General features: G+C 71.7%; 22 protein-coding genes. 5 read left to right on the top strand and 17 right to left on the bottom strand.

Annotation, left to right across the window (positions count from 1 at the left end; genetic code table 11):
- Positions 1-5 precede the first annotated feature (5 nt).
- From G3I77_RS23265 to G3I77_RS23245, 5 genes are all read right to left on the bottom strand, one after another.
- Entirely contained in the window at positions 6-668 is a 663-nt protein-coding gene (locus G3I77_RS23265) for a hypothetical protein (protein ID WP_248506781.1), read from the bottom strand.
- Positions 669-675: 7 nt separating this feature from the next.
- Positions 676-1,875, bottom strand: a complete 1,200-nt coding sequence (mqnC, locus tag G3I77_RS23260; RefSeq protein ID WP_248506780.1) for a cyclic dehypoxanthinyl futalosine synthase — start codon at positions 1,873-1,875, stop codon at positions 676-678.
- Between the two features lie 70 nt (positions 1,876-1,945).
- Positions 1,946-2,965, bottom strand: coding sequence for a CPBP family intramembrane glutamic endopeptidase (locus tag G3I77_RS23255; protein WP_248506779.1), 1,020 nt, complete (start codon positions 2,963-2,965; stop codon positions 1,946-1,948).
- Positions 2,966-3,031: 66 nt separating this feature from the next.
- Positions 3,032-3,760 carry an A24 family peptidase gene (locus G3I77_RS23250; protein ID WP_248506778.1) on the bottom strand — a complete coding sequence of 243 codons (729 nt, stop codon included), beginning with the start codon at positions 3,758-3,760 and terminating at the stop codon, positions 3,032-3,034.
- The gene (locus G3I77_RS23245) at positions 3,757-6,663 is read right to left on the bottom strand and encodes a BTAD domain-containing putative transcriptional regulator (protein ID WP_374386325.1); all 2,907 of its coding nucleotides are present in this window, start codon (positions 6,661-6,663) and stop codon (positions 3,757-3,759) included. The genes G3I77_RS23250 and G3I77_RS23245 overlap by 4 nt, the downstream gene beginning before the upstream one ends.
- A 431-nt stretch (positions 6,664-7,094) precedes the next feature.
- Between G3I77_RS23245 and G3I77_RS23240 the strand changes: the two genes are divergently transcribed.
- Positions 7,095-7,763, top strand: a complete 669-nt coding sequence (locus tag G3I77_RS23240; protein WP_248506775.1) for a hypothetical protein — start codon at positions 7,095-7,097, stop codon at positions 7,761-7,763.
- Positions 7,751-8,833 (top strand): hypothetical protein, encoded by a 1,083-nt coding sequence (locus tag G3I77_RS23235; protein ID WP_248506773.1) that lies wholly within the window; start codon positions 7,751-7,753, stop codon positions 8,831-8,833. The genes G3I77_RS23240 and G3I77_RS23235 overlap by 13 nt, the downstream gene beginning before the upstream one ends.
- Positions 8,834-9,190: 357 nt before the next feature.
- Here G3I77_RS23235 and G3I77_RS23230 read toward each other — a convergent pair whose 3' ends face one another.
- From G3I77_RS23230 to G3I77_RS23185, 10 genes are all read right to left on the bottom strand, one after another.
- On the bottom strand, positions 9,191-9,421 hold the full coding sequence (locus tag G3I77_RS23230; protein WP_248506771.1) for a hypothetical protein: 231 nt from the start codon (positions 9,419-9,421) through the stop codon (positions 9,191-9,193).
- A 305-nt stretch (positions 9,422-9,726) separates the two neighbouring features.
- Positions 9,727-10,188 carry a pilus assembly protein TadG-related protein gene (locus G3I77_RS23225; RefSeq protein ID WP_248507005.1) on the bottom strand — a complete coding sequence of 154 codons (462 nt, stop codon included), beginning with the start codon at positions 10,186-10,188 and terminating at the stop codon, positions 9,727-9,729.
- A 23-nt stretch (positions 10,189-10,211) separates the two neighbouring features.
- Positions 10,212-10,640 (bottom strand): TadE/TadG family type IV pilus assembly protein, encoded by a 429-nt coding sequence (locus tag G3I77_RS23220; RefSeq protein WP_248506769.1) that lies wholly within the window; start codon positions 10,638-10,640, stop codon positions 10,212-10,214.
- Positions 10,641-11,102 carry a TadE family protein gene (locus G3I77_RS23215; protein ID WP_248506767.1) on the bottom strand — a complete coding sequence of 154 codons (462 nt, stop codon included), beginning with the start codon at positions 11,100-11,102 and terminating at the stop codon, positions 10,641-10,643. It abuts the gene before it with no gap.
- A 29-nt stretch (positions 11,103-11,131) separates the two neighbouring features.
- Positions 11,132-11,383 (bottom strand): hypothetical protein, encoded by a 252-nt coding sequence (locus G3I77_RS23210; protein ID WP_031107180.1) that lies wholly within the window; start codon positions 11,381-11,383, stop codon positions 11,132-11,134.
- A 74-nt stretch (positions 11,384-11,457) separates the two neighbouring features.
- A complete protein-coding gene (locus tag G3I77_RS23205; protein ID WP_248506765.1) occupies positions 11,458-12,381 on the bottom strand; it encodes a type II secretion system F family protein in 924 nt (307 codons plus the stop codon).
- On the bottom strand, positions 12,381-13,331 hold the full coding sequence (locus tag G3I77_RS23200) for a type II secretion system F family protein (protein WP_248507003.1): 951 nt from the start codon (positions 13,329-13,331) through the stop codon (positions 12,381-12,383). The genes G3I77_RS23205 and G3I77_RS23200 overlap by 1 nt, the downstream gene beginning before the upstream one ends.
- 46 nt (positions 13,332-13,377) lie before the next feature.
- Positions 13,378-14,685 (bottom strand): CpaF family protein, encoded by a 1,308-nt coding sequence (locus G3I77_RS23195; RefSeq protein ID WP_248506762.1) that lies wholly within the window; start codon positions 14,683-14,685, stop codon positions 13,378-13,380.
- Positions 14,682-15,554 (bottom strand): hypothetical protein, encoded by an 873-nt coding sequence (locus tag G3I77_RS23190; protein WP_248506760.1) that lies wholly within the window; start codon positions 15,552-15,554, stop codon positions 14,682-14,684. The genes G3I77_RS23195 and G3I77_RS23190 overlap by 4 nt, the downstream gene beginning before the upstream one ends.
- A 17-nt stretch (positions 15,555-15,571) precedes the next feature.
- Complete coding sequence (locus G3I77_RS23185) at positions 15,572-16,309, bottom strand: hypothetical protein (RefSeq protein WP_248506757.1); 738 nt, start codon at positions 16,307-16,309, stop codon at positions 15,572-15,574.
- Between the two features lie 451 nt (positions 16,310-16,760).
- Between G3I77_RS23185 and G3I77_RS23180 the strand changes: the two genes are divergently transcribed.
- The 3 genes from G3I77_RS23180 to G3I77_RS23170 all read left to right on the top strand — a co-directional run bounded on the left by G3I77_RS23180 (position 16,761) and on the right by G3I77_RS23170 (position 20,888).
- On the top strand, positions 16,761-17,477 hold the full coding sequence (locus G3I77_RS23180) for a hypothetical protein (RefSeq protein WP_248506755.1): 717 nt from the start codon (positions 16,761-16,763) through the stop codon (positions 17,475-17,477).
- A 113-nt stretch (positions 17,478-17,590) separates the two neighbouring features.
- Positions 17,591-19,669, top strand: a complete 2,079-nt coding sequence (locus G3I77_RS23175) for a hypothetical protein (protein WP_248506753.1) — start codon at positions 17,591-17,593, stop codon at positions 19,667-19,669.
- A complete protein-coding gene (locus G3I77_RS23170; protein WP_248506751.1) occupies positions 19,659-20,888 on the top strand; it encodes a hypothetical protein in 1,230 nt (409 codons plus the stop codon). The genes G3I77_RS23175 and G3I77_RS23170 overlap by 11 nt, the downstream gene beginning before the upstream one ends.
- On the opposite strand, the gene G3I77_RS23165 is transcribed toward G3I77_RS23170, so the two are convergent.
- Together G3I77_RS23165 and G3I77_RS23160 are read right to left on the bottom strand one after the other, a co-directional pair.
- Positions 20,889-22,052, bottom strand: coding sequence for an LCP family protein (locus tag G3I77_RS23165; RefSeq protein ID WP_248506749.1), 1,164 nt, complete (start codon positions 22,050-22,052; stop codon positions 20,889-20,891).
- Positions 22,053-22,086: 34 nt separating this feature from the next.
- The gene (locus tag G3I77_RS23160; protein WP_248506747.1) at positions 22,087-23,943 is read right to left on the bottom strand and encodes a glycosyltransferase; all 1,857 of its coding nucleotides are present in this window, start codon (positions 23,941-23,943) and stop codon (positions 22,087-22,089) included.
- Between the last annotated feature and the right edge of the window lie 710 nt (positions 23,944-24,653).

Here is a 24,653-nt window from a genome sequence, read left to right as displayed (position 1 = left end):
CGGGGTCAGCGGGCCCGGTACACCAGCCGGCCGGCCAGCACGGTCGCCACACAGGTCGCCGCGCCGCGCTCCCGCAGGGCCGTCTCGTCGGGCACGTCGAACACGGCCAGGTCGGCCCGCCCGCCGACGGTCAGCGGGCCGTGGACGGTGCCCCGGAGGTCGTACCCTTCCGCGAACGGGTCGAGGTCGGGCCGCTCACCGAGCAGCGTGCCGGGGGCGTTTGTGGTCCCCACGACGGTCAGCCCGGACCGGGCGACGGCCGTGGCCACCAGCGGATCGCGAAAGCGCGCGCCGGGCGAGGCGACCGCCGTCGTGCCGTACCGCAGCATCCGCTGCACTCCGCGGCGTACGCTGCCCGACCAGCGGGTCTCGCCGAGGTCGCCCAGGGCGGCCAGCCGCTCGCCCCACAGGGGCTGTTCGCCCAGCTCGTCGGCTTCGCGCGGGTCGGGGTGGTAGCAGTGGCGCAGCAGCCACAGCGGGTGCCACTGGCGCAGACCCGGGGTGAGCACGCCCGGCCAGCGCCGCACCCGCGCGCCCGGCGCGCTGTCGACGGCGTCCTCGTACGGCTCGACGGCGGTGATCCGGTCGCCGTCCACCACGACGGCTCCGTCCACGACGGGTGCCGCGTCCGCCGGCAGGACCAGCGGGGCGGCGTGAATCGTCAGCACGGTCGGGTCAGTTGGGCGCCAGCAGCTTCAGCTCGGGGTGAGCCGTGCCGCCTTCGATGGCCGTGGAGGAGATGTGCGAGACGACGCGGTCGTCGACCGGGTCGTTCGCCGGGTCGTCGTGGACGACGAGGTGCTCGTACGTGGTCGCCCGCTGGGCGGGCACCCGGCCGGCCTTCCGGATCAGATCGATGATCTCCATCCGGTTGGACCGGTGCTTGGCACCGGCCGACGACACCACGTTCTCCTCCAGCATGATCGAGCCGAGGTCGTCGGCGCCGTAGTGCAGGGAGAGCTGCCCGACCTCCTTGCCCGTGGTCAGCCACGAGCCCTGGATGTGGGCGATGTTGTCCATGAACAGCCGCGCGATGGCGATCATCCGCAGGTACTCGAAGAGCGTCGCCTGCGTGCGGCCCTTCAGGTGGTTGTTCTCGGGCTGGTAGGTGTACGGGATGAAGGCGCGGAAGCCGCCCGTACGGTCCTGGACCTCCCGGATCATCCGCAGGTGCTCGATGCGCTCGGCGTTGGTCTCGCCGGTGCCCATGAGCATGGTGGAGGTGGATTCCACGCCCAGGTTGTGCGCGATCTCCATGATCTCCAGCCAGCGCTCGCCGGACTCCTTCAGCGGGGCGATGGCCTTGCGGGGCCGCTCGGGCAGCAGCTCGGCCCCGGCACCGGCGAAGGAGTCGAGCCCCGCGGCGTGGATGCGCTGGATGGCCTCCTCCACGCTCACCTTGGAGATCCGGGCCATGTGCTCGACCTCGGACGCCCCCAGGCTGTGGATGACCAGCTGCGGGAATTCCTTCTTGATCGCGGCGAAGTGCTTCTCGTAGTACTCGACGCCGTAGTCCGGGTGGTGCCCGCCCTGGAACATGATCTGGGTGCCGCCCAGCTCGACGGTCTCCGCGCACCGGCGCAGGATGTCGTCCAGGTCACGCGTCCAGCCCTTGGCGGTGTCCTTGGGCGCGGCGTAGAACGCGCAGAACCGGCACGCCGTGACGCAGACGTTCGTGTAGTTGATGTTGCGCTCGATGATGTACGTCGCGATGTGCTCGGTCCCCGCGTACCGGCGGCGGCGTACGGCGTCGGCGGCGATGCCCAGCGCGTGCAGCGGGGCGTCCCGGTACAGCACGAGCGCCTCGTCCGGGGTGATCCGCCCACCGGCGGCTGCACGGTCGAGGATGGGCTGAAGGTCGGCCTTCTCGGTCACCGGGCGTCCCTTTCGTAAGGGTTGTGGACGGACCAGCCCAGCGTACGCCAGGGGTTCGGTGGGCTGGACGTCAGGCCGTGCGGGCGGGGCCGGGGTACTCGGGGTACGGGGTGGGCGGCATCGCCGGGGCCGAGAGGCGCTGCGGCTTGTGGCGCCGGGCGAGCCACAGCACGATCGCGGCGTAGAGCAGGTCGGTGGCGATGGCGGCGAGGGCCAGCGGCCAGGGCGCGTCGGCGGCGGTCTCGTCCGACGACAGTCCGTCGACGACCGCGGCGGAGGCGCCGAAGGCCAGCAGGTTGTTCAGGACGTGCAGGGCGATGGCCGCTTCCAGCCCGCCCGTGCGGATCGTCAGCAGCCCCGCCACCAGGCCGTTCACCAGCAGCCCTAGGAAGCCCCACCGGGTGCCCCAGCCGTGGGCCGCGGCGAACAGCACGGCCTGTGGGAGCACGGCGAACCACGGAGAACGCACGAACGCCCCGACCGCCTGGGTCAGCCAGCCCCGGAAGACGTACTCCTCGGCCGCGGCCTGCAGCGGGACGAGGACGGCCAGCACGGCCAGGGCCGCGAGGAAGGAGCGCCACCCCACCCAGGTGTCGGACTCGCCCGAGTCGCCCGGCAGGAGGAAGGCCGTCACCGTGAGCAGGAGGAGGGGCAGCAGCCCGGCCAGCAGACACCGCCCGAGCCAGCCGGTCCTCAGCCGTCCGGTCACCGACGTGACGGTTCCGGCGCGCCGTCTCGCCGGCCACAGCGTGGCCAGCAGCACCAAGGGCAGGGCTATCGCGAGGGACACGAGTTCCATCGCCGTATTTCCGAGCGGCCCTAAGTCGACACCACCGTCGGGCAGTTCCGGGGCGCCGAGCGCCGTTCCGAGACCGTGGGTGACGCCGAACAGCACGAGGATCAACACGAAGTAGGTGACGGCCAACAGCAGCGTCCCGACCCAGGCCCGCCACCAGCGGTGACGGCCCGTGGCGCGGTCCAGGCGGTGGTAGGGGTGGCCGGTGGGGTCGGGCGGAGGGACGGTGCGGTACGGCGTCGGTGCGGTGGGGTACGGCGTCGGGCCGGTGGGGTACGAGGATGGGTTTGTCATGATCAGCATCATGACAGCGCCGGTTGCGCGGATCACAGGAGTTCGGCGCGTTTCCACGCTCCCGCGTCAGGCCGTGAACGCGCCCACCAGGAGCCCCAGGAACGCCCCCGTGATCAGGAACGGGCCGAACGGGATGGCTGTTTTGCGGGTGGCTCGGCGGGTGATGACGAGGGCCCCGCCGTACAGCGCGCCCAGGAGGAAGCCGGCGAAGGTGCCGAGCATGAGCGTCGGCCAGCCGTACCAGGCGAGGGCTGCGCCGGTGCCGAGGGCGAGTTTGACATCGCCGAAGCCCATGCCCGCGGGGTTGATGAGGAACAGGACGAAGTAGCCGCCGCCCAGGGCGAGGGAGCCGAGCAGGGCGGTCGTCCAGTGGCCCGTGTGTTCGGGGACGAGGGCGGTGAGGCCGAGCAGGGCGAGTGCGGCACCGGCGAAGGGAAGGGTGAGCGGGTCGGGCAGGCGCCGTACGCGGAAGTCGACGACCGTGAGCAGAACGCCGGCCGGGGCGAGCAGCAGCCAGACCCCGAGCTCGGGGCGGGTGCCGGTCGCGGCGGCGAGGACGGCGCAGACCAGGGCGGTGGCGATCGCCAAGGGGGTCGTGCGCGGCCCGTACCCGGGCTCCGCACACTCCGGGCACACCGCCCGTCCCAGCCAGCCCCTGAGGGCGTGCCCGCCGGGGCACTCCCCCCGCCACGCCTCCCCCGAGGGCGCCGAGAACCGGTAGGCCGCCCGCGGCAGCAACGCTCCCGCCGCCGCACCCCACAGCGCGGCGGCGACGACCAGCAGCCCGGTGCTCATCCCACCGCGGCGATCGCGTCACGCCACGCCGGCAGCAGCTCGTCGAGCAGCGCCTCGGTGCGCGGCGGCAGCCCGCGGGCCCCGCTGCGGCCGATGAGGTCGGTGGCGAGGGCGGTCAGCCGGTCGGAGTCGCCGGTGGCGTGCGTGGCGCGCAGCAGCTCGTGCCACAGGCGCTCGTCGGCCGGAGCGGTGCGCAGGGCCGCGTTGAGCGCCTCGATGGCCTTCTCCGCGCGGTTCTTCTCCATGTGGAACTCGCACAGCGCGAGCCCCGTGTCCGCGACGAGCAGCGGCAGCTGGGCGTCGACGATCTCGTGGGTGAGCCACCGGTAGCGGCCCTCGGGCCGGTCGGCGAGCAGCGGCCCGCGCACCAGCACGAGCGCGTCGGTGAGCAGCCGCCCGCGCACGGCCCGGCTGCCGACGCCCTTGCCCTGCGTGGCCTCGTGATAGAGGGACCGCAGCACGTCCAGGTCGGAGACGACCGTCTTGGCGAGCGTGAGCCGGCCGGAGCCGTCGGTGGCGAGGCGGGGCGTGCCGTCGGGGTCGGTGCCGAGCCAGGCCCGCAGCCGCTCCAGCATCGACTCCCGTACGTCGCCGGTGACGCCGCGCGGCCACAGCGCGGAGGACAGCACGCGCGGGTGCACGCCCTCGCGGTGCAGGAGCAGCAGGGCGAGCGCCTCGTGCAGCAGCGCGCTGCGCTCCCCGTCCGGGTTGTCCAGGCCGATGATCTCGTACGGCCCGACGAGCCGGGCGTACACGGCCGGCCGGCCCTGCTCGCTGATGTCGACGAGGAACGGGGGGGTGTTCGCGGGCCTGTTGGTTTCGCGCTCCGGGTCGGCCTCGACGAACAGCTCGACCACGGCCCGCTGCTGGGCGACGGGCAGCAGCTGGGCGTCGAGTTCGAGCCCGAGGAGGGGCGCGAGCAGCTTGCCCTGGCCGGTGATCTCCATCTCCCAGGCGGCGCCGGGCAGATCGCCGGTCTCGGTGCCGACGAGGTAGCCGATGCCGAGACGGCTCGCGTCGGCGGCGAGTTCGGCGAGCGTGACGGCGTCCTCGGCGGACGGCTGGGCGGCGAGCAGGACGAGGTGCGGGGCCCAGCGGGTGTGCTGGGCGGGCCCGGTGCGCCCGGTGAGGACCGAGTCGTGCCCGGCGGCGCCCAGCGCTCCGCGCCGCTGCCGCGTCTCGGCCTCCATGGTCTCGACGAGGGCCTCGACGTCCTCGAGGTGCCGGATCCGGTTCGGGGCGAGCGGGGTGAGGTCCTCGCCGAATCCGACGAGCGTGATGGTCATGCGGTCGGACCACCCGTTGGTCGCCAACTCGGCGGCGACGGAAGCGAAGACGGCGGCCCGGTCGGCCTCCCGGCCGCTCAGCGACACGATGCCGGGCACGGCCTCCAGGTTGAGCAGCAGCCGCGAGTCGTCCATGGTGCCGAGGCTGACCAGACCCGGGTAGGGCGCGGCCGTGTCGACGTCCTCGTAGCGCTCGGCGTCCGTCCGGGACAGCATCCAGAAGGTCTGGTCCTGGCCCTGCTGCCAGGGCGCGGGCGGCTTCCCGGCGGGCTGGGCGAGCTGGAGGTGCAGGTCGCCGTTGCTGAGCCAGGCCGCGTACACGACCGGCAGCGCGCGCGACTCCTCGGCGAGGGAGGCGGCGAGACCGCGCAGGCTCCGGTCGAGCAGCCGTACGCCCTCGGGGTCGGCGCCGACGAGCAGCGCGTCCTGGACGTCCTGCGCGTCACCGCTCGGCGTGGGCGGCTCCATGCCGCGCCGTCCGCCGACGGAACCGAACGCCGACTGCCACAGCGCCTGCCGGCGCCGCCGCCCCAGGGCGCCGAGCAGACCGGCGGCGAGGAGCGGGGCGGTGAGGAGGGCTCCGGGGAGGCCGAAGGAGCTGTCGGACTCGGCGCCGACGTTCGTGGCCTGCTGGTGCCCGGAGCCCGCCTCGGAGCCGGAGCCGGCGGGCCGCTGCTGGTCGGGCAGGGACACCTGGGCGGTGCCGCCGCCCTGCGCCCGGTCGCTTCCGCCCTGGGCGCCGCCTCCGCCCTGGGCGTGGTCGCCGGTCCGGGCGTAGTCGCTGATCTGCTGCTGCACATCGGGCGACACGTTGGGGGCCTCGTCGGGCATCTCGACGAGCTCGCCGCCGCGGGCGTCGCCCGGCATCTCCATGATCCAGCCGGGCCGGATGAGACTGGCCTCGGAGAGCTTGGACCCGTCCGGCTGCACGCGGTCCTTGTTGAGCTCGAAGATCTCCTTGTAGCGGCGCCCGTCACCGAGGTGCCGTTGGGCTATCTCCCAGAGGGAGTCGTGGTGACGCCCCTCGGGCGGCTGGATCCGGTAGTACTTCGTGTCGCCCTGCTTGGCGGTGCTGCCACCGGCGTCGGCGTGGGCGGCGGCATGCGAGGCCTGGTCGGCGAGGGCCGCCGCGGTGTCGGCGGCCTGCTCCTGCTGCTGGGCGAAGAGGCCGCCCGGGGTCTGCTGGGCCGCGGCCACGGTGGGCTTCTGGTTGGCGTCGTAGTTCTGGCCGAGCTGCGACAGCCCGGGCGCGAAGCTGGCCGCCGTGGCGCCGACGAGCAGCAGCGCGGCGACGAGTTGCCGCGCGAGCAACTGACTGGGCCCGGCCCCCGGCACCCGCCCGGGCACGCCGACACCGGACAGCGCGGCCTTCATCTCCACGAGCACGCACGCCGTGAACTGCGCCCACGCCAGCCACACGATCACGGTGAGGATGTTCAGGAACGTGTGGACGGTGATCTCTTGCTGCAGCCAGTCGAGGCTCGGCACGCCGTTCGGCAGCGGCCACCCGATCTGCGTGGCCAGCGCGCCCGGCACGCCGACGAGCAGCACGGCCAGGGCGACGAAGGCGAAGAACGCCTTGACGAAGTCCCCGAACGACCGCCGCCGAATCCTCACGGGCTGCGGAGTCCGGTTCCTGGGGGCGGCCGTGGTGCCCGTCGCTCCCGTCGTACTTCCCGTCGAGCTTGACGAGCTTGAGGTGCGGCGTCGCGGCATGGCGGGTGTCCTGGGGTCGTGTGTGGAGTGAGGTGAGGCCGAGCTGTGAGGTAAGGGGTGTGCTGAGCCTACAGAGATCTTATGGACTCGCATGGAGGGCGTCGAAGGGCGGATCGAAGGATCCCTCCTCGCGTCCGATTTGCCCCTGAAGTCATGGGTGTTCACTCCCGGGTCGGACTGCCGGGAGCATCACCTTCGCAGTTGCCACGCATGCCTCTCACGACCCCCACGCAATCCACTTCCGCCCATCAGGTCCTCCACACCCACCCCTGATAGCTTCGTTCTCTACCGCACACGCAGTACGACGATCGAACAACGGGGGAGATGCGCCAGTGGCTCGCCGCGCTCCGAAGACAACAGCCGCCGCACTCACCGCGGCAGCGGCCCTGCTGCTCACCGCCTGCGGCGGGGGTGGCAACGACTCGTCGGACGACATCGAGGGAGCGGGCAAGGGGGCCGGCAGTCCTTCCGCTTCGGCCTCCGGCTCGACGTCGACCGATGTCGAGCGGCCTGACGTGAGTGTCCCGAAGGACCTGGATCTGGTCTTCGACTTCGAGAAGCCGTCGGACCAGGACAGCGCGGCAGCCCTCGAGGACGCCACGAACTACATTCGCGCGCTGAACCACGGCATCACGAAGCAGGACCCGAATGATCCCGCCTTCCAGTTCTACTCGTCGGGCCAGGCATCCCAGTACGCGCACTCGCAGATCAAGGAGTACGTGGACGGCGGCTGGACGCTGACGGGCAGGGACCGGTACTACGACGCCGAGATCAGCCCTGGCGACGAGTCCGAGAAGGTGAAGACGGTCAGCGTCACCTTCTGTGAGGACCAGTCCAAGGTCTTCGGCAAGGAAGTCAAAAGCGAGAAGGTCCACCGCACGAAGGAAAGCCTGGCCAGTTACCAGAAGTTCACTCTCCTCATGACGTCCGTGAAGGACAACCCGGTGTGGCGTGCTCAGCAGGTCACCGTCGAGGGGAAGGCAGAGGCATGCCGAGGGTGACCGCGCCCCCGCGAACGAAGCTGATCGTGGGGCTTGCGGCCGGCTGCGTCCTCTGGACCGCTGGTACGGCTCACGCCGACAAACCGGTCGGCGGCGAAGCGGCACCGCCTCCGCAAGGCGGAAGCGACGGCAAGGGCGGACTGTCGGCCTCGGTCTCCAACATCAAGGTCACGTACCCAAGTGGTGCGGGTGGCGGCGGCGAGGAAGGCAACCTCGGTACGGTCGATCCCAACTGGAAGCCCCCAGCCTGCTGGTACGAGCCCGCCTTCAGCCCGGAGCAGTTGAAGGAGTTCGTGGACTCGGACGGTGGCGGTGACGTCGGAATCCACGAGTCCTGGTTCGGCAAGGGCCTGTGGACCGACCACTACCGGGACGGCAAACCGGCGGACAACTTCGACCTGAAGGCCCCGACGAACAGCTCCGCCGAGGGCTACAAGGACTACAACCTCGGCAAGGACGGCTACTTCTGGCGGGGTGTCGCCCCTGACCCCAACGCCTCGGAGTCGTGGGACTGCGGCCGCATCATGTTCTGGGTCGACGCCGGCGAGGTCCCGGACGATCCGAACGCCCCCACCCCGCAGACACTCGCCGAGTACGCCTACAACAAGGTCAAGGTCCCCGAGACCGAGGTCGAGCTGAAGCCGGAGGCCAAGTCCACGGTCAACCTGCCCACGTGGATCTGGCTGGACAAGGGCACCTTCAAGGACGTCAAGGTCCGAGCCGCCCTGCCGAACACAGGCCTGTGGGCGGAGACGACCGCCAAGCCGGTCGCCCTGCACCTGGACCCGGGCACCAAGGACGCCGAGGTCTTCCCGGCCTCGGGCGACTGCGAGATCAACGACGACGGCTCCATCGGCACCCCCTACACCAAGGGCAACGCCGACCAGACCCCGCCGTGCGGCATCCGCTACCTTCGCGCCACCGACGGCACCCCCTACCAGCTCTCCGCCAGCGTCACCTGGCGAATTACCTGGGAGGGCTCCGACGGCTCCGGCGGCGACCTGCCCGACGGCACCTTCGAGACGACGCGGGACATGAACGTCCAGGAAATCCAGTCGATCAACCGCTGACGACGATTCCGCCACTGGGTACCCCCGTACCCCCGTAGAGGTCATGCACGAAAAACCAGAGCGCTACCGGGTCGAGTCGCGAGCGGCACCGCTGCCTCGGTGGCGAAGCGGCGCTCCTACCGGGACCTGGAACGCAACGACATCGAGCGCGACTTGCCCGGCTGGCCGCCCCAACGGGCCTTTGCCGTCAGGGGGCTCTTCGGCAAGCTCGGCCGACAAGGTGAACGACGCCATGGAGACCGAGGACAAGCGGGGCGGAAAAGGAAGCAAGGGTGGCAGCGGGAGCAAGTGAGCCCGTCTGTCGAACGAACGAAAGGCCCCGGATCCGGAGATCCGGGGCCTTTCTTGTGCGCTGCTTCAGGAAGCGACGGCAGCGTTGAGGTGCAGGTCCGCCGCGATGCCCTGGGGCGAGACGGCGAGGCCCACGCCGCCGCCGACGCCGGTGGTGATGCCGGCGGCCGTGGTCTCGACGTAGAGACCGGCTGCGGCGCCGGCGCCCGCGGCGACACCGCCCGCCTGTCCGCCGGCGATGGTGTCCAGGTCGGCGTCGGACATCTGGGCGGTCGCGATCTGCGGGGTGAAGGCCATGGAGGGCGGTTCCCTTCGTTCAATAATTCGAAATGCTCGAGCGTGACCGATCAAAGCACGCCGGGAGAAGGGGCGGCCAGTCCGTGGCCAGTCCGTGGATAGGGGCGACGGTGGAATTCGGAGGGTGAATTCATGGGTGTGACCATTCGGTCACCGGAGCCCCTGATCTCTTCACATCTCCCACCCCTGCGCGGTACGGGAATGTAGCGCGCGGGGCGGGAAATGCGTCGCAGCCTGTTCCTGGTCGGGCCCTCTACGACATCCCCGTGAACGGTGTGCAGATCCGTCGAAGGTTCCGGACCGGCTCAGCCGACCTCGTTCTGCGCCACCGCCTGCCCGTGGACCACCACGTCGCCGCCGTAGAACATGCCCGTGAAGACCGGGGAGTACGTGAGCTGCACCTCGACCTCGACCTGCTCGGCGTTCGCCGCCACGCAGTGGGTCGCGCCGATGTCCGCGCCCGTCATGTCCATCTCGCGGGCGAAGGCCTTCACGCGGGCGTTGAAGTTCTCGAAGTTGATGGGGGCGGGGCCGCCCTCGTTCTCGTAGAGGGCGTCGCGGTCGATGTCCTGGGCGGCGTAGCGGGCGGCCTGTTCGGCGATGTCGGCGGCGCGTTCGCGCTTGGAGATGGACAGGCCGCCGTCGATGACGAACGCGGAGAGGGAGAGGAAGACGAGCGTGAAGATGATGACCGCGCCGGCTCCCGAGCCACGGTCGTCCAGCCGAGCCACGCGCGTGGTCCACCAGGAACGCCGGTACGGCGCCACGGCACCGGCCCGCAGGAGTCGTCTCACACCGACCTCCGGAACGGGTCGAGCGGGGAGCTGAAGCTCGCCGACAGGGTCGTCGGGATGTCGAGGCCCAGCATGGCGAGGCCCCGCACCTGGCAGCTCACCTCGACCGTGAAGATGGTGTCCGGCTCGAAGCCCTGGCTGGTCTGTGCGACGGACACCGGGCCCGAGCAGACGTCCGCCAGGTTCGCCTCCGCGGCCTTCCTCGCCTCGGCCATGGCCGTGGCGTGGTCTTTCTGGATCGAACCGGCGCGGGCCGCGTCCCGGGCCGCGCCGTCGAGCGCTCCACGACCGTCCACGAGTTGGCCGAAGGCCACCAGGACCAGGATGAACAGGATCATCACCGGCGCGAGGATCACGACCTCGACGGTGGACAGGCCGCTGTCGTCCGCAGAGCAACGGCCCCTTTGGAGAGAAGGGACGGACATTCAGTTCCCCTCTTCCTGCACGAACCGCTCCACCGGCCCCACCGACTGCGCGTGCACCGTCAGATCAAGCCCGGGAAACACCGTCGGTACCCTCGCCGCGATCTCCACGCCCACCGTGTTCTGCTCCGGCTGCACCATCGTCACGTCCGGAGACAGCACCAGCTGCGGGCCCAACTGCCGGATGTAGCTGTCCACCACGTCCCGCGCCTCGCCGCGCCACGCGCCGGGCTGTTCGTCGGCCGTGGCGCGGGCCTTGCGGGCTCCGGCCTGGGCCGCCGCCTGGGCCACGTGGTCCGCGAAGAAGTACAGGGCGAACTGCACGGTCGCGAAGATCATGAAGAAGAGCACCGGGGTGAGCAGCACGAACTCGATCGCGGTCATGCCTGAGTCGCCGCGGGTGGCCGCCCGTTTCCGTACGGCCCGCACCCTGCGACGCACTCGTCTGCCCAGCTCTGCCGGCATCCCCGTGAACCCCGTTACCCCTGAGACGATCAGCAGGTCTTGCCCGCGTCCGCACCCTTGATGCAGTCGCCGACCTTGTTGGCGCCCTCGCTCAGCGCGGCGTTGATGATGGCGGCCACGACACCGACGATCGCCACGACGACCGCGGAGATGATGACCCACTCGACCGCGGAGGCACCGCGGTCCAGTTCGCCGGAGCGGGCACGCTCGGTGCGGGCCTGGAGGAAGGTGACGAGGAAGTCCACGGCAGGGATGCCGGTGTGGAAGGTGCGTCCGTTCATGACGTCTTGTCCTTTCGAAATCGGTTCACGGAAGTTCTGGAGTTGTGAAGGTCGCTGCAAGGCTCATGCACGGCTCACTGCACCTGGAACACCCGCATCGCCGCCGGAAAGATCAGGAACACCAGGAACCCGGCGCACAGCAGCAGCTGCGCCACGAGCATCGACTGGGACTTCTCGCCCGCGCTGCCCTCGATCTCGGCGAGCTCGCGGTGCCGCATGGTCTCGGCGCGGGAGGCGAGGGACTCACGGACCTTGGCACCGTCGTCCGCGACCAGGGCCAGGGAGGCGGAGAGGTCCTTGAGCTCCTCGACGCCGATCTCCTCACCGAGCGCGCCGAGCGCCTGCCACTGGCTGACGCCGGTGATACGGGCGTCGGACAGGGCGTTGCGGATGCGCTGGTTGGCCCAGCCGTCGGAGATCTCGGCCGCCGCCATCAGGGCCTCGGGCAGACCGCGTCCGCCGGCGAGGCTCATCGACACCAGGTCGAGGTACGCGCCGATCACGCGCCGCAGGTCGCGCCGCTTCTCGGCCGCGTCCCGCCGCACCTCCAGGTCGGGCAGGAAGAAGAAGACGACCGCGAAGAGCAGGGCCAGCCAGACCGGGATGATCGGGCTTCTGCCGAAGCCCAGCGTGTAGACGATGGCGAACAGGAACGGGCCGAAGAACAGACCGGCCACGCCCAGCAGCACCTTCGTCGCCAGGAACTTCTCCCAACTGCGGTCCAGCACCGCCAGGTCCGCGCGCAGCGAGCGCTGCTCCCAGCCCTGCTGGAGGTAGAACTCCGAGACGCGCAGGCCGACTTCGGCCCGCACCGCGCCCAGGCGTCCCTTCTCGCGCTCGGCGCGCGCGGACTCGTAGGCCGAGCCGCGGGCCCGCATCGCGTCGATCCGCGCGACCTGTGAGATCGCGCTGCGCTTGCTGGGCATGAGGGCGCGGACGAGGGCGTAGATGCCCAGGCCGATGACGGCGCCGACGACGAGCGGCATCGTGAGGTCCATCAGCGTGCCCCCTCTTCCTGCGGCAGGCGCTGCTGGGACTGCGCCTGCGACGGCGTCCTGGGACGGACGAACTGGACGGAGGCCTCGTCGCGGACCAGGAAGCGTTCGGGCGTCTCGATGGTGGACAGCTTGCGCAGCCACCAGAAGCCGAGCGCGAACAGGCCGCAGACACAGGCCAGGACGAGCTGGCCGACGGCCGTGCCGTACGGCTCCACGAAGTCGCGGTTGAAGATCGACAGGCCGAGGACGAAGGCGACGGAGACCGCGACGACGATCTGCACGGACCTGCGGGTCGACGCGCGCTGCGCCATGACGCGCTGGCGCATGTCGACCTCCTCGCGGGCCGACTTGGCCAGGGCGCCGAGGACCTGGCGCAGACCCGGGCCGCGCAGGCGGGCGTTGAGGATGAGGGCCGCGACGATGATGTCTGCGGAGGCGTCGTCGATCTCGTCGGCGAGCTGCTGGAGCGCCTCGGGCAGCGGGGTGCGGGCGCGCAGCCGGTCGACGAGGGCGTCGAGGTGGGGCCGCAGGACGGGGGCCGCGGCGCGGGCGGAGGCCGGGATGGCCTGCTCCAGGCCCACGGCGCCGGCGATGGTGTCGCGCAGGGACTCCGTCCAGGAGGCCAGGGCCTCCACGCGGCGCATGGCGGCCCGTTCCTCACTGGCACCGCCGAACAGGCGGTCCCAGAAGAAGACGAGGACACCGGCCGCGATGCCCGCGACGGCCCAGCGGGTGAGGACGAGGACGACCAGGCCGACGATGGCGGCGAGCGAGCCGCGCTGGCCGGCGAAGCGGATCAGTTCGCTCGCCCGCTCGGCGGCCTTCTGCTTCTCGTGGTCGGGCTTGGCGGGCAGTCCGCGTACGGCGATGAGGAGGAGGGCGAGTCCGCCGCCGACGGCGATGCCGCTGCCTATCGAGTACAGGACGGTGGTGGAGAACAGGCCGCCCATGGAGCCGAGCGAGCCGATTGCCGCGAGAGTCGTGTTCATCCCCGGCTCACCCCCAGGTCCCGGTCGGCCGGTAGCCGTGTGCCATCAGTTCCTCCAGGCAGGCGATGGGGGCGTGCGGCACGATCCGGCCGTCGGGAGCCTCCGCGAACACCTCGCTGGACAGCACCCGTCCGTCGACGCCGTTGACCTCGCGGACGGAGGTGACCATGCGCTGGAGGCGGCCGCCGTTGCCGTAGTTGTTGCGCCGCTGGATGAAGACGACGAAGTTGACCGCGCCCGCGATCAGCATCTGGCTGGCCTCGATGGGCAGCCGTTCCGTGGCTTGCAGCGCGTAGGTGGAAATACGGTTGAAGACCTCGTGCGAGCTGTTGGCGTGGATCGTGGACAGGGAGCCGTCGTTGCCCTGCGACATCGCGTTGAGCATGGTGACGATCTCGTCGCCGAGGACCTCACCCACGATGACGCGGGAGGGGTTCATACGCAGCGAGCGTCGCACCAGCTCCGCCATCGAGATGGTGCCCTGGCCCTCGGAGTTGGGCAGGCGCTCCTCGAAGGCGACCACGTTGGGGTGCAGGTCGGGGAAGGTGTCGAGGCCGAGCTCCAGGGCCCGTTCGACGGTGATGAGGCGCTCGTGCGGCGGGATCTCGTTGGCGAGGGCGCGCAGCAGCGTCGTCTTACCGGCGTTGGTGGCGCCGGCGATCATGATGTTCTTGCGGGCGCGGACCGCGCAGGCCATGAAGTGGGCGACCTCGGGCGACAGCGTGCCGTTGCCGACGAGGTCGGAGATGAACACCTTGCCCATGCGCGCCCGGCGGATGGACAGCGCGGGGCGCCGGGTGACGTCCATGACGGCCGACAGTCGCGAACCGTCGGGGAGCCGCAGGTCGAGCTGCGGGTTGGCGGAGTCGAAGGGACGTGAGGACAGGCCCGAGTAGGCGCCCAGCACCTGGATGAGCTCGATGAGCTCCTCGTCGGTCTCGGCGACCGGGTCGCCCTGCACCTCGCGGCCGTCGGCGTACCCGACGAACACCTGGTCGCAGCCGTTGATGTCGATGTTCTCGACCTCGGGGTTGTCCAGCAGCGGCTGGAGCCGGCCGACGCCGAACAGCGCGGCGTGCACGGCGGCCGCGTACTGCTCCTCGGTCTCGGCGTCCAGCGGCGTACGGCCCGCGTTGATCTCGGCGCGGGCGTACTCCTCCAGGATCTGGGCTATGACGGCACGGGCGTACTGCCGTTCGTCCTCCGTGGACATCGGAGTGACGTTGTTGACCTGGTCCTGTCGGCGCTGCTCGGCGATGCGGTCGCCGGCGTCCTGGCGGAACCGCTTGACCAACTGGTGGTCGACAGCGGTCATGCGCCGGCCCCCGCGTGGCCCTGCATCTGGCCCGGGGCGTGGTGGGCCTGGTTGGCCTGGGCGGAGGCGGCCCAGGCGGCGCCGTACTGCTGGTAGAGGTCGCCGGCGACCTTGCGGGCCGAGCGGATCAGCAGCGACTTGTCGAGGCGGCCGCGCTTGCGGCCGGCCAGCTGGTCGGCGCCGGCCGGGTCGTCGGCGATGGTGCCGACCACGCGGGCGCCGGTCTGGGCGTGCACGAGCATGTCGTTGACCTGCGAGGCGAGCTTGCCGGCCGTGCCGGTGTCGGCGATCAGGACGACGCCGATCATCGGGGTGCCGAGGCTGGCGGCGCCGCGCGGTCCGCCGTGCAGCTTGCCGGCGAGGGCGGCGGCGCGGTCGCGGACGCGGGCGATGGCCTCCGGCTCGGTGCGCGAGACGAGCAGCACGAGCGCGGCGTGCGGGAACAGCTCCACGGCGGGGGTGTCCCCGCTGATGCGTCCGCAGTCGGCGATGACGTCGGCGGCGGCGTTCGGGGAGTCGGCGAGGGAGTTGAAGGCGTGCCCGAGGGTGGGCCACAGCCCCGCGAGTCCGGCGGCCTGTTCGGCGATCCCGAGCCCGACGAGGACCTCGAGCCCGCCGCTCAGCGGCTGGACGTGGTCCCAGAGCTGGTCGGGCACGAGGCCGCGGCGCGCGGTCGCGGCGATGGACAGCATGCCGGTGTTGGGGTTGAGCGGTCCGCCGTGCGCGGCGGCACTGCGGTAGACGAGGTCACCGCCCGCCGGGTCCGCCTCGGCGAGCAGGACACGCCGCGGCCAGACCGCCGCGAGTGCGACGGCCGCGGTGGTGACGCCGGGGGAACCCTTGTCGGCGGCGAGAGCGATGAGCGCCATGGGTCGAGTGCCGCCTTCTAGTTGCCGGAGTTACCGGGGACCTGGACGAGAGCGACCTCGCCGTTGGAGGCGGCCTGGGCCAGGTCGGCGGCCTTGTCGCTGTCGACGGTCAGGGTGACCGCCAGGTTGGTGCTGCCGACGATTTCGTCGCCGCTGTCCTTCGGGCCCGGGACGTAGGTGACGCGGGCGCTGTCGACGATGACGGAGTTGCTGGACGCCGACGACGAGGAGGAGTTGCTGTTGCTGTTGGACGAGCCGGAGGCGGAGCCGACGCGGTAGGCCGCGACGGTGTCGCCCTGCTTGATGCCGGTCGGGTACTGGCCGGCCTTGAGGGACAGGCCCACGGTGGCCTTGCCGGCGGCGACACCCGCTTCGCTGCCGAACATCTCGCCGACCGCGACGACTCCGGCGGGGATGGCGCTGACGGCCTTCAGCTTCTTCAGATCGTTCAGCTGGGCCCACTCGACGTAGTGGATGCTGTCGTCCTTGGCAACCATCACGGAGGTCGTGTTCGACGTAGTGACGGAGCCGCCCGCGGGGATCGCCTGCGTCACCTTGACGACCTCGATCCGGTCGCCGGCCTGGAGCACGAGCATGGTCGCGCCCAGCGCACCCACCAGGATCAGCAGCACCGCGAGCGCGGCCAGTGCCGGTTTGCGCTCGCGAGGCGGGGTGGGAAGCCGGTCACCGACCGACGGCTGAGCCGGAACTGCGGATCGACCGGCGCCCGCCCCCGTACGCTCTTGGATCTTCACGCAACCGCTCCCCGTACACCCAAGAAGATGTCTGTCAATTTGCCTTCAAAATTGGACACTTCACCCGCGCCGGTCCGCACGCACACGTGCGGGGCGGGCCGGACTTACCCGCCCGACCTGGGCGAATGGTCAGCACTGGGGGTGAGCGTCAAGCCATCGCACCGTATCAGCCGCACATAAGCCCCTCAAGGCGCGTCCGGCGTCACGCATCCCACCGCACGCGCCGTTATCCATCTGCAACTTCACTGCTGGACAAACCCGTTGATGGCGGCACGTGGGCAGGCCGTTTGCTGTGCGGGAGCGAATCCGGCACGGGTGGACGACGGGTGGACAGACGTCCGGCGACCGAGGCCTTCGTCACTTACAGGCCACGAGGCCCACACCATTCACTCACGTGATACCGGAATCCCCGTGCCATGATCTTCGCTTTGCCCCCTGCGAGGAGTGCCCCATGAAGCGAGCCGTGCTCGCCGTCTCCACCCTGTCCCTGCTGACCCTCACCGCGTGCGGCGGCAGCGCCGACTCGGACGCGGCGCCCGGGGAACCCCGGCCCACCGCGACCCGGGCGAAGCAGGTGACGGCGAACGAGCGGCTCGCGAAGCTCATGATCACGAAGGCGGACGTGCCGGGGCTGGACGTGAAGGCCACCTCCAGGGACAAGGGGGACGACAAGTACGTCTTCGCCAAGTCCCCGGACGACGTGACCGTCGACAAGCCGGCCTGCGCCCCGTTGGCCTACGCGATGAACCAGTTGCCCCTCGGCGGGCCGCAGGGCGACCTGACCCACTATGTCCCTCAGGGCAACAAGTTCACGTACATCACGCTCACGGCGTACGCGCCCGGCAAGGCCGAGTCCGCGTTCGCCGGGCTGGCCAAGAGCGTCGACTCGTGCGGAAGCGGCTTCACGGCGAAGGCGAACGGCACGACGACGTACGACTCCGTCACCGCCGAGGAGTTGGTGGCGAAGGCCGGTGACGAGTCACTCGCCTTCCGCTCCACGATGCCCTTCCAGGGCATCACCCACACCATGCACGCCCAGGCCGTCCGCAAGGACGATGTCATCGCCGTCTACGTCTCCGTGGACGGCATGGCCATGGTCCAGGACAGGCCGGGCGACGCGAAGCTCCCGGCGACGGTGGTGAAGGCCCAGAACGCGAAGCTGGGCTGAACCGCCGGTGCCGGGCGTCGAGTTCGACGTGTCCGGGCGATCTGTAGCAGTCGCGAAGCCCCGAGTAGAGTGCGGCGCGGACGGCGATCGGACCATCCGGGGGGGGCACACCGGTGAGAGCAGTCACCGTGAACGGGGCGCACGCGGTCAGTGCAGTACAGGGCGGTGAACGCGCGGTACGGGTACGGGCATCGAGCGGCCACCGGACCCGCGTCCTCCGGCTGCTCCTCGCCCTCTGCTCACTGACGGCTCTCTTCGCAACCGCCACCCCGGCCGACGCCGCCGACTCCCCCACCCAGGCCGCCTACCTCGCCGACCGCCTCCGCGAGAACCCGGTCTACGTCACCGACCAACTCCCCCGCGAGGTCCCGCGGTCCACCGCCCCCGACTTCGCCAGGCTCGCGAAGAGGACCGGCGTCCCGACCTACGTCCTGGTCCTGCCCATGCAGAGCGGCACGGACGGCGAGCAGTTGCTCGGCGCGGTGCACGACCGGCTCGGGCGCGATGGGCTGTTCGTCCTGATCGAGGGGACGGATATCGCGGAGGCCACGGCCTACGGTGTCCGCGTCCCCGCTGACGCCGCCGCCACCGTCGCGCTGTACGAACTCGCCTACGACGCCGGTCCCTTGCTCAGCTTCGAGCGCTTCGTCGACGTCATCGCGCAGGGCGGGGAACGGGCCACCGCCCGCGCCGAGGCCGCTCGTGAGACGTACCGGGACGACGAGCCCGCCGAGATGTACATCGGCCCGTCCGACCGCCGGAACCAGTCGTTCCTCACGGGGAGCCTGCTGACCGGCGTACCGCTGCTGATCGTGCTGACGGCCGGGTACGTGCGCCGCAGCCGTCGGCGTACCGGGGCCGAGCGGCGCGTCCCCCGGTGGGTCGTGCCCGGCGCGGCCGTCCTCACCGCCGCGGCGATCGCCCTCACCGCTCCCGTCGTCTTCGACCAGACCAAGTCGAGCGCGGCGAAGCCGCCCACCCCCGCCGACCTGTCCGCCCGGGTGGAACGGGTCGCGGCGGGTCTGAAGCAGGACCCGGTGTACGCCGACCCGGAGAGCCCCCGCGTCCTCGGCTCCCGCCAACTGGACCGGCTGCACGAGCGGATCCAGGACTTCCGGCGTTCCGACGGCGGCGGCCCGGTGTACGTCTCCCTCGTGCCGCAGACGCCGGAGAGCGAGTCGGCCGGCGACGCGGGGCTGTTCGCCGCGGCGGTGCACGCCAAGGTGGGCGAGGACGGGGTGTACGTCGTCGCCGACCCGGACGACGGCACGATCGACGTCTCCAACCACGGGCTGCGCCTGGACTCCAACCGCCTGTCCTTCGACCTGCCGGACTCCGTCACGCTCGGTGACAGCAGGGCGGACGAGGCCGACGACCACCTCCTCGGCGAACGCCTCGACACGCTGATGACCTTCCTCGACAAGACCCCGCGCACCGGCCGGCCGCACTCCGAGTCCACCCCGGCCGCCGCCCCGAGGGCCGCGGACGAGAACGCCCTCCCGCCCCTGTTCGCCACCGACTTCTGGCCCGGCCTCTTCGTGGGCGCCTTCGCGGCCCTCCTGCTGTCGGGGGTCGTCGCCGGGGTGACGTGGATCGTCCGGGGCCTGCTGCGGTGGCGCTCCCCCGCGCCGGAGCCGTCCGGCCGCCTGTCGCCCACCTCCCCGACCGAGCCGCCGACGTCCTACCTCCGACGCACCGCGTACGCCGAACTCACCGCACTCCAGGGTCGGTTCAACGACCCGGACGACCGCGCCCGCGCCTGGGACCACCTCGACGCGGCGCTGCTCCTGGTCGACGGCGACCCCGGCCGCGCCCGGCAACCGGGGACGGATCCCGCGACCCTGGTCGCCGTCATCGTGCTCGCCCGAGCCGGCAGGGCCGCCCTCACCGGCGAGGCGGCCGACCTGTGCTGCGGGGTCAACCCGCTGCACGGCCGCGCCACCCGCCGCCACCACGTCCGCGTCTCGGCCGAGGGCAACAGCCGCCGCCTGCTCCCCGTCTGCGAGCCCTGCCGTGACACGGCCGTCGCCGAACCGGGCGGCATCCCGGGCCGGTTGCTGAAGCTGCCCGACCCCTCCCTGGGCAACACCCGCCTCCCCTACTACGACGTGACGGACGGCCCCCTGACCGCCGTACCCCACGGAATCGCCCGGCTCATCGACGAGGTGAGGGAGACCGCAGGTGTCCATTGATGTGAAGCGCGTGATCACCGCCCTCGCGGCACTGCTGCTGACGGCGCTCACCACCACCGGCACCGCCACCGCGGCGGACGGCGACGCCCCGAGCCCCGGCCGGCGCATCGCGAACGCCCTGCGCGCCTCGCCCGTCTACGTCGACGAGGCCTACACCGATGCCGTCCCGCCGGCCCGGCAGCGGCAACTGGCGGACCGGATCCGCCGCACGGGCCTGCCCATCAAGGTCGTGCTCACGCCCTTCACCAAGGGCGACGCCTTCGACGGCGACTCCGACGTCCTCGCAGGGATCGTCCGCGACCGGCTCCCGGACCAGCGCGAGCTCGTCCTCATCACGGCGGACAGCGACTTCCCCGACTCCCTGCGGGGCTACGAGTGGCCCGCCGACACCCACCAGGCCGGCAGGGCCGTGGCAGCCACCGGCTTCCTGGACGAGATGCGGGACGCGGGACTGGCGGACCTGACCGCGAAGGCCGTGGACCTGGTGGCGGAGGGCAAGGGCGTGCAGCGCTACGAGGAGGCGACGAGGGACCTGGGCCGTTCGGCCCCGCCCACGAAGGCCGGGTCCGAGTCCGGGTCCGAGTCCGGCTCCGGCTCCGGCTGGTGGCCGCTCGTCGGCGTACCGGTCCTCGCCCTGACCGCGCTCGCGGCCCGCGCCGTCCTGGTCCGTTCCCGCAAGCGCTCCCCGGCCGTCCCCCAGCTGGTGTTCGCGACGGCCCGTGCGGCCGACGAGGCGGGGTTGCGGCGCCGGGCGGAAGCCGAGGTACTGGCGCTGGGCGAGGCGACCCGGGAAGCCGACGTGGCCACGACACCCGGTCTCCAGCAGGCCCTCGACGCCTACGCCGCGGCCGGCAAGGTCCTCGACGAGGCCCGGGGCCTGCCGGACCTGGCGGGCGCCCTGGCCCTGGCGCAGGAGGGCCGCGATGCGCTGACCGGCTCCCCCGGCCTTCCCCTCTGCTTCTTCAACCCCCTGCACGGACGGGCCGCCCGCCGCTCCGGGTGGCGTCCGCTCGGCCGCCGGGACCGGCTCGACGTGGCCGTGTGCGGGGCGTGCGCGGACGCGCTGCGGGACCGCCGCGCCCCGGAGGTGCTCACCGACACGGACGAGAACGGCCGTACGGTGCCCTACTTCGAGGTCCCGGCGAGGCGGAGCGCGTGGGCGGCGACCGGGTACGGCTCGCTGATGCCCCCGTCGGCCGGTCTCGGCAGGGCGCGCTGATCAGCCCAGGGGCCGGTCCTCGCGCAGGGCGCCGAACAGGGCGCGGGCCCGTCGGTCGTCCCACTTCACCGCGCTGCCCTGGGAGGTGCGCAGGTCCGGGTCGGCCACGGGCACGTTCAGCTGCCGGCCTCCACGGCCCGTGGCTTTCCGCAGGGCCTCGAACAGCGCCATGAGGTCGGGCAGTTCCGTGCCCTCGTCGACGATGAGCGTGTCGAGGCCCGCGCTCAGGGTCGGCAACGACCTCGACGGGTCGGCGAGGGTGGACGGGGTGGCCGTCTTGCGGGCGAGGGCGGCGAGGAATCTCTGCTGGTTGCGGGTGCGGCCGAGGTCGCCCTGGGCCTCCTGTTTGCGCTGCCGTACGAAGGCCAGCGCCTCGGCTCCGTCCAGGGTCTGGCAGCCGGCGGGCAGGTCGGCGCCGGAGTCCTCGTCCCGTACGGCCTTGTCCAGGCACAGGTTCACGCCGCCGACGGCGTCCACCACGCCCACGAAGCCGGCGAAGCCGATCTCCGCGTAGTGGTCGATGTGCACACCGGTGTTGCGTTCCACGGTCCGTACCAGCAGGTCGGGGCCGCCCAGCGAGAACGCGGCGTTCAGCTTGTCCGGCGCGGCCCGGTAGCTGCGGCCGGTGCCGGGGTCGACGTAGGGCGGGAGGGTCACCCAGGAGTCGCGCGGCAGGCTGAGCATCGTGGTGCCGTTCGCGCCGGTGTGCAGCAGGATCACCGAGTCGGTGCGGCGGCCCTCGGCCGAGCCGGTGTTGAGGTTCCTGCGGTCCTGCTCCGACAGTCCCTCGCGGCTGTCGGAGCCGACGACCAGGTAGTTGGTGCCCTCTCCGGCCGGCACCCGGGCGCCGAGTGCGCCGAGGTCGACCTGCTGGTTGAGCCGGGTGTCGGCCCAGACGTACGTACCGGCGGCGCCGAGCAGCAGCACGGACGACAAGGCGGCCGACGTACGCAGGTACCGTCGGCCCCTGCCCGCTCGCCGCCGCGGGTTCCTGCTGCCGCGACCGCCGCGGGTGTCGAGGCCGCTGTCGTAGCGGCCGGGGGCGGCGGGCGAGGGCATGCCGGGCAGCGGGGCGGTGCGGGTCGACGGGGGCGGGGCGAAGGGGTCCCGCCGTGGGGTCCACTCCGGCGGGGGTTCTCCCGGACGGTCGGTCCAGTCGCTCATCGACGCCTCGAAGGTGCTGTGGGGGGCTCTCGGGTCAGCGCATCGGGACACTCCTATACGGCGCGGGCCCACCGATCTGTTCAGCGGCCGTCCCGGACCGCTTCATCCGCTGCCACCGCAGCCGGCTGCCGAGCAGCAGCGCGACCAGCGACTGGATGACGACGAGATACATCAACTGCCGGTAGACGACGATCTGGAACGGCATCGACCACAGGGCCCGCACCGGCTCGCCGTCGAGTCTGAGCGCGTAGCCGGAGCAGACGATCTGCACGCCGAGGAACGTGAACCAGACCGCCGCCGACTCCCATGGATCGCGGAACAGCACGCCGTAGAGGGCGTAGACGTCGATGACCGGCGCGAGCAGCGGCAAGGCGACCTGGAACAGCGCGAGATACGTCAGCCCGCGCCGCCCGAACCGCCCGGCGGGCCCGGTGGCCACGAGAGCGCCCCGGTGCTTCCACATCGCCTGGAGCGTGCCGTAGCACCACCGGTACCGCTGCCGCCACAACTGCCGCACGCTGGTGGGCACTTCGGTCCAGGCGACGGCGGACTCCTCGTACAGCACCCGCCAGCCGGACCGCCACAGGGCCATCGTGAGGTCGGTGTCCTCGGCAAGGGTGTCCTCGCTGACCCCGCCGACGCCGATCACCGCGTCCCGGCGGAACGCCCCGATGGCACCCGGCACGGTCGGCATGCACTCCAGCACCTCGAACATGCGCCGGTCGAGGTTGAAGCCGAAGACGTACTCGAGATGCTGCCAACGGGCCAGCAGACCGCGCCGGTTGCCGACCTTGGTGTTCCCGCTCACGGCACCGACAGCCGGGTGCGCGAGCGGCTGCACGATCCGCTCGACGGCGTCGGGCTCGAAGACGGTGTCGGCGTCGACCATCACGACGATGCCGTACCGCGCGTGAGCGAGCCCGGTGTTGAGGGCGGCGGCCTTGCCGGCGTTGGCCTGCCGTACGACCTCCACCCGCGCGTCCCCCATGTTCTCGGCGATGTCGGCGGTCCGGTCGGTGGACCCGTCATCGATGACGACGACCTGCAACTCCCGATGACTGGACTCGAGCAGCGACCGCAGGGTCGACCCGATCCCGGCCTCCTCGTTGTACGCCGGGACGAGCACGGTGACCGGCCCGGACGTCTCCCGCATCCAGGGCGCACCGGTCCGGAACCGCTCCAGCCGCCGCACATGGGCCCGGGCGAAGAGCGCGAGCAGCAACAGCCGCAGCACACCGAGGCCACCGGCGACGCCGAGGATCCAGATCATGGCGGTGGAGAAGACCTGCCCGAGGCCGGTGATACGGATGAGCCCCTGCCCGGCCCATTGCTGGACGAGGGAGGGAGATGTGTACGGCACGAGCCCCAGCCCGTCCGAGACGGTGGTGAACCGGTCGACGGTCCGGTTCCTCAACAGCCTGCGCGCCTCCTGATAGGCGCTCTCCGTCTGGCTGAGCTGCCGGACGATGCCCTGCGCGGGCCTGCGCGATCCCTTGTCGGCGGCGACGAGCACGTACCCGTACCCGGTGGCGCGCCGTGCGGCCTGCCACTCGCGGCCGCACAGGGTGTCCGGGGTGGTGGTGCGCGGCATCCGCAGCAGATTCGCCCGCCGGCCGGTGGCCCCGGCGAGGGCGCTCTGGGTCATCTCGAGCTCGGCCCGGAAACGGGGCGCGGAGGACTCCCCCAGAACGGCCCCGGTGTACGTGTTGGACCCGATCTCATGCCCCTCGGCCCCAATCCGCCGGACCAACTCCGGGTGCCGGGCGGCCTGGGCGCCGTGCACGAAGAACGTCGCCCGCGCGTTGTTCCTGCGCAGCAGGTCGAGAAGCCGGGGTGTCCACACGGGGTCGGGCCCCCCGTCGAAGGTGAGCGCGACGGTGCGGGCGGGCATCGACCCGGTCCGTATCCCGTCCCGGTTGATCCCGATCACGGGCCCGCCGCGGGCGACGGCGTCGGGTACGGGCGCCGTACAGGGCGACCGCGCCTTCGCGGCATCGACCTCGTGCTGGGTCCAGCCCTCGAAGATCAGCAGGGCGAAGACGAGGGGGAGGGTGAGGGCGAGCAGGAGCCAGTGGGCTCGGGGGTCACGGGACTGTTTGTGACGGGCCCGGGCTTTGGACGCGGCGGGGCTCAGGGGACGTCACCGCCCCCGGGCGACGGCCATGGTCCGACTCCCGCGCCCTCCGCGGGCCGTCTCCTCCACGCGCTCCCGCAGAACGCGCTGGATGCTGTGGGCGTCGTATTCGCGCTGCTGCGGCGGGAGTTACGCATGGGGGGCGAGTGTAGTTTCGAAGGCCGGGGCGTATGGGGGGAACGGCGAGCTTCACCGGAGAGAACCAGGGATGAACCCGGCGACGGGCACACGGGCTACTCGGCGAGCCAGGTCGCGCGGATCGCGGCGGGCACGACTGCGGGAGTGGCCTCCCTGGTTCTCGCACCGCCGTCCCCGACTGGGCTGGTTCCTGCCGACGTGGGCGGTGGTACGGGTCGGGATCCTGGCACCGTTCGTGCTGTTCGCGGTGGCGGGGCGCGATGGAAGGCGACTGGGACGGTGGGTGCAGCTGAGGCAGATCGAGCTGCCGAAGGGAGCGCTGTGACGCA

The sequence above is a fragment of the Streptomyces sp. D2-8 genome (genome assembly GCF_023184515.1).
GTDB lineage: Bacteria > Actinomycetota > Actinomycetes > Streptomycetales > Streptomycetaceae > Streptomyces.
Note: the sequence above shows the minus strand (reverse complement) of the source record. Positions and strands in the feature narration are given on the sequence as shown.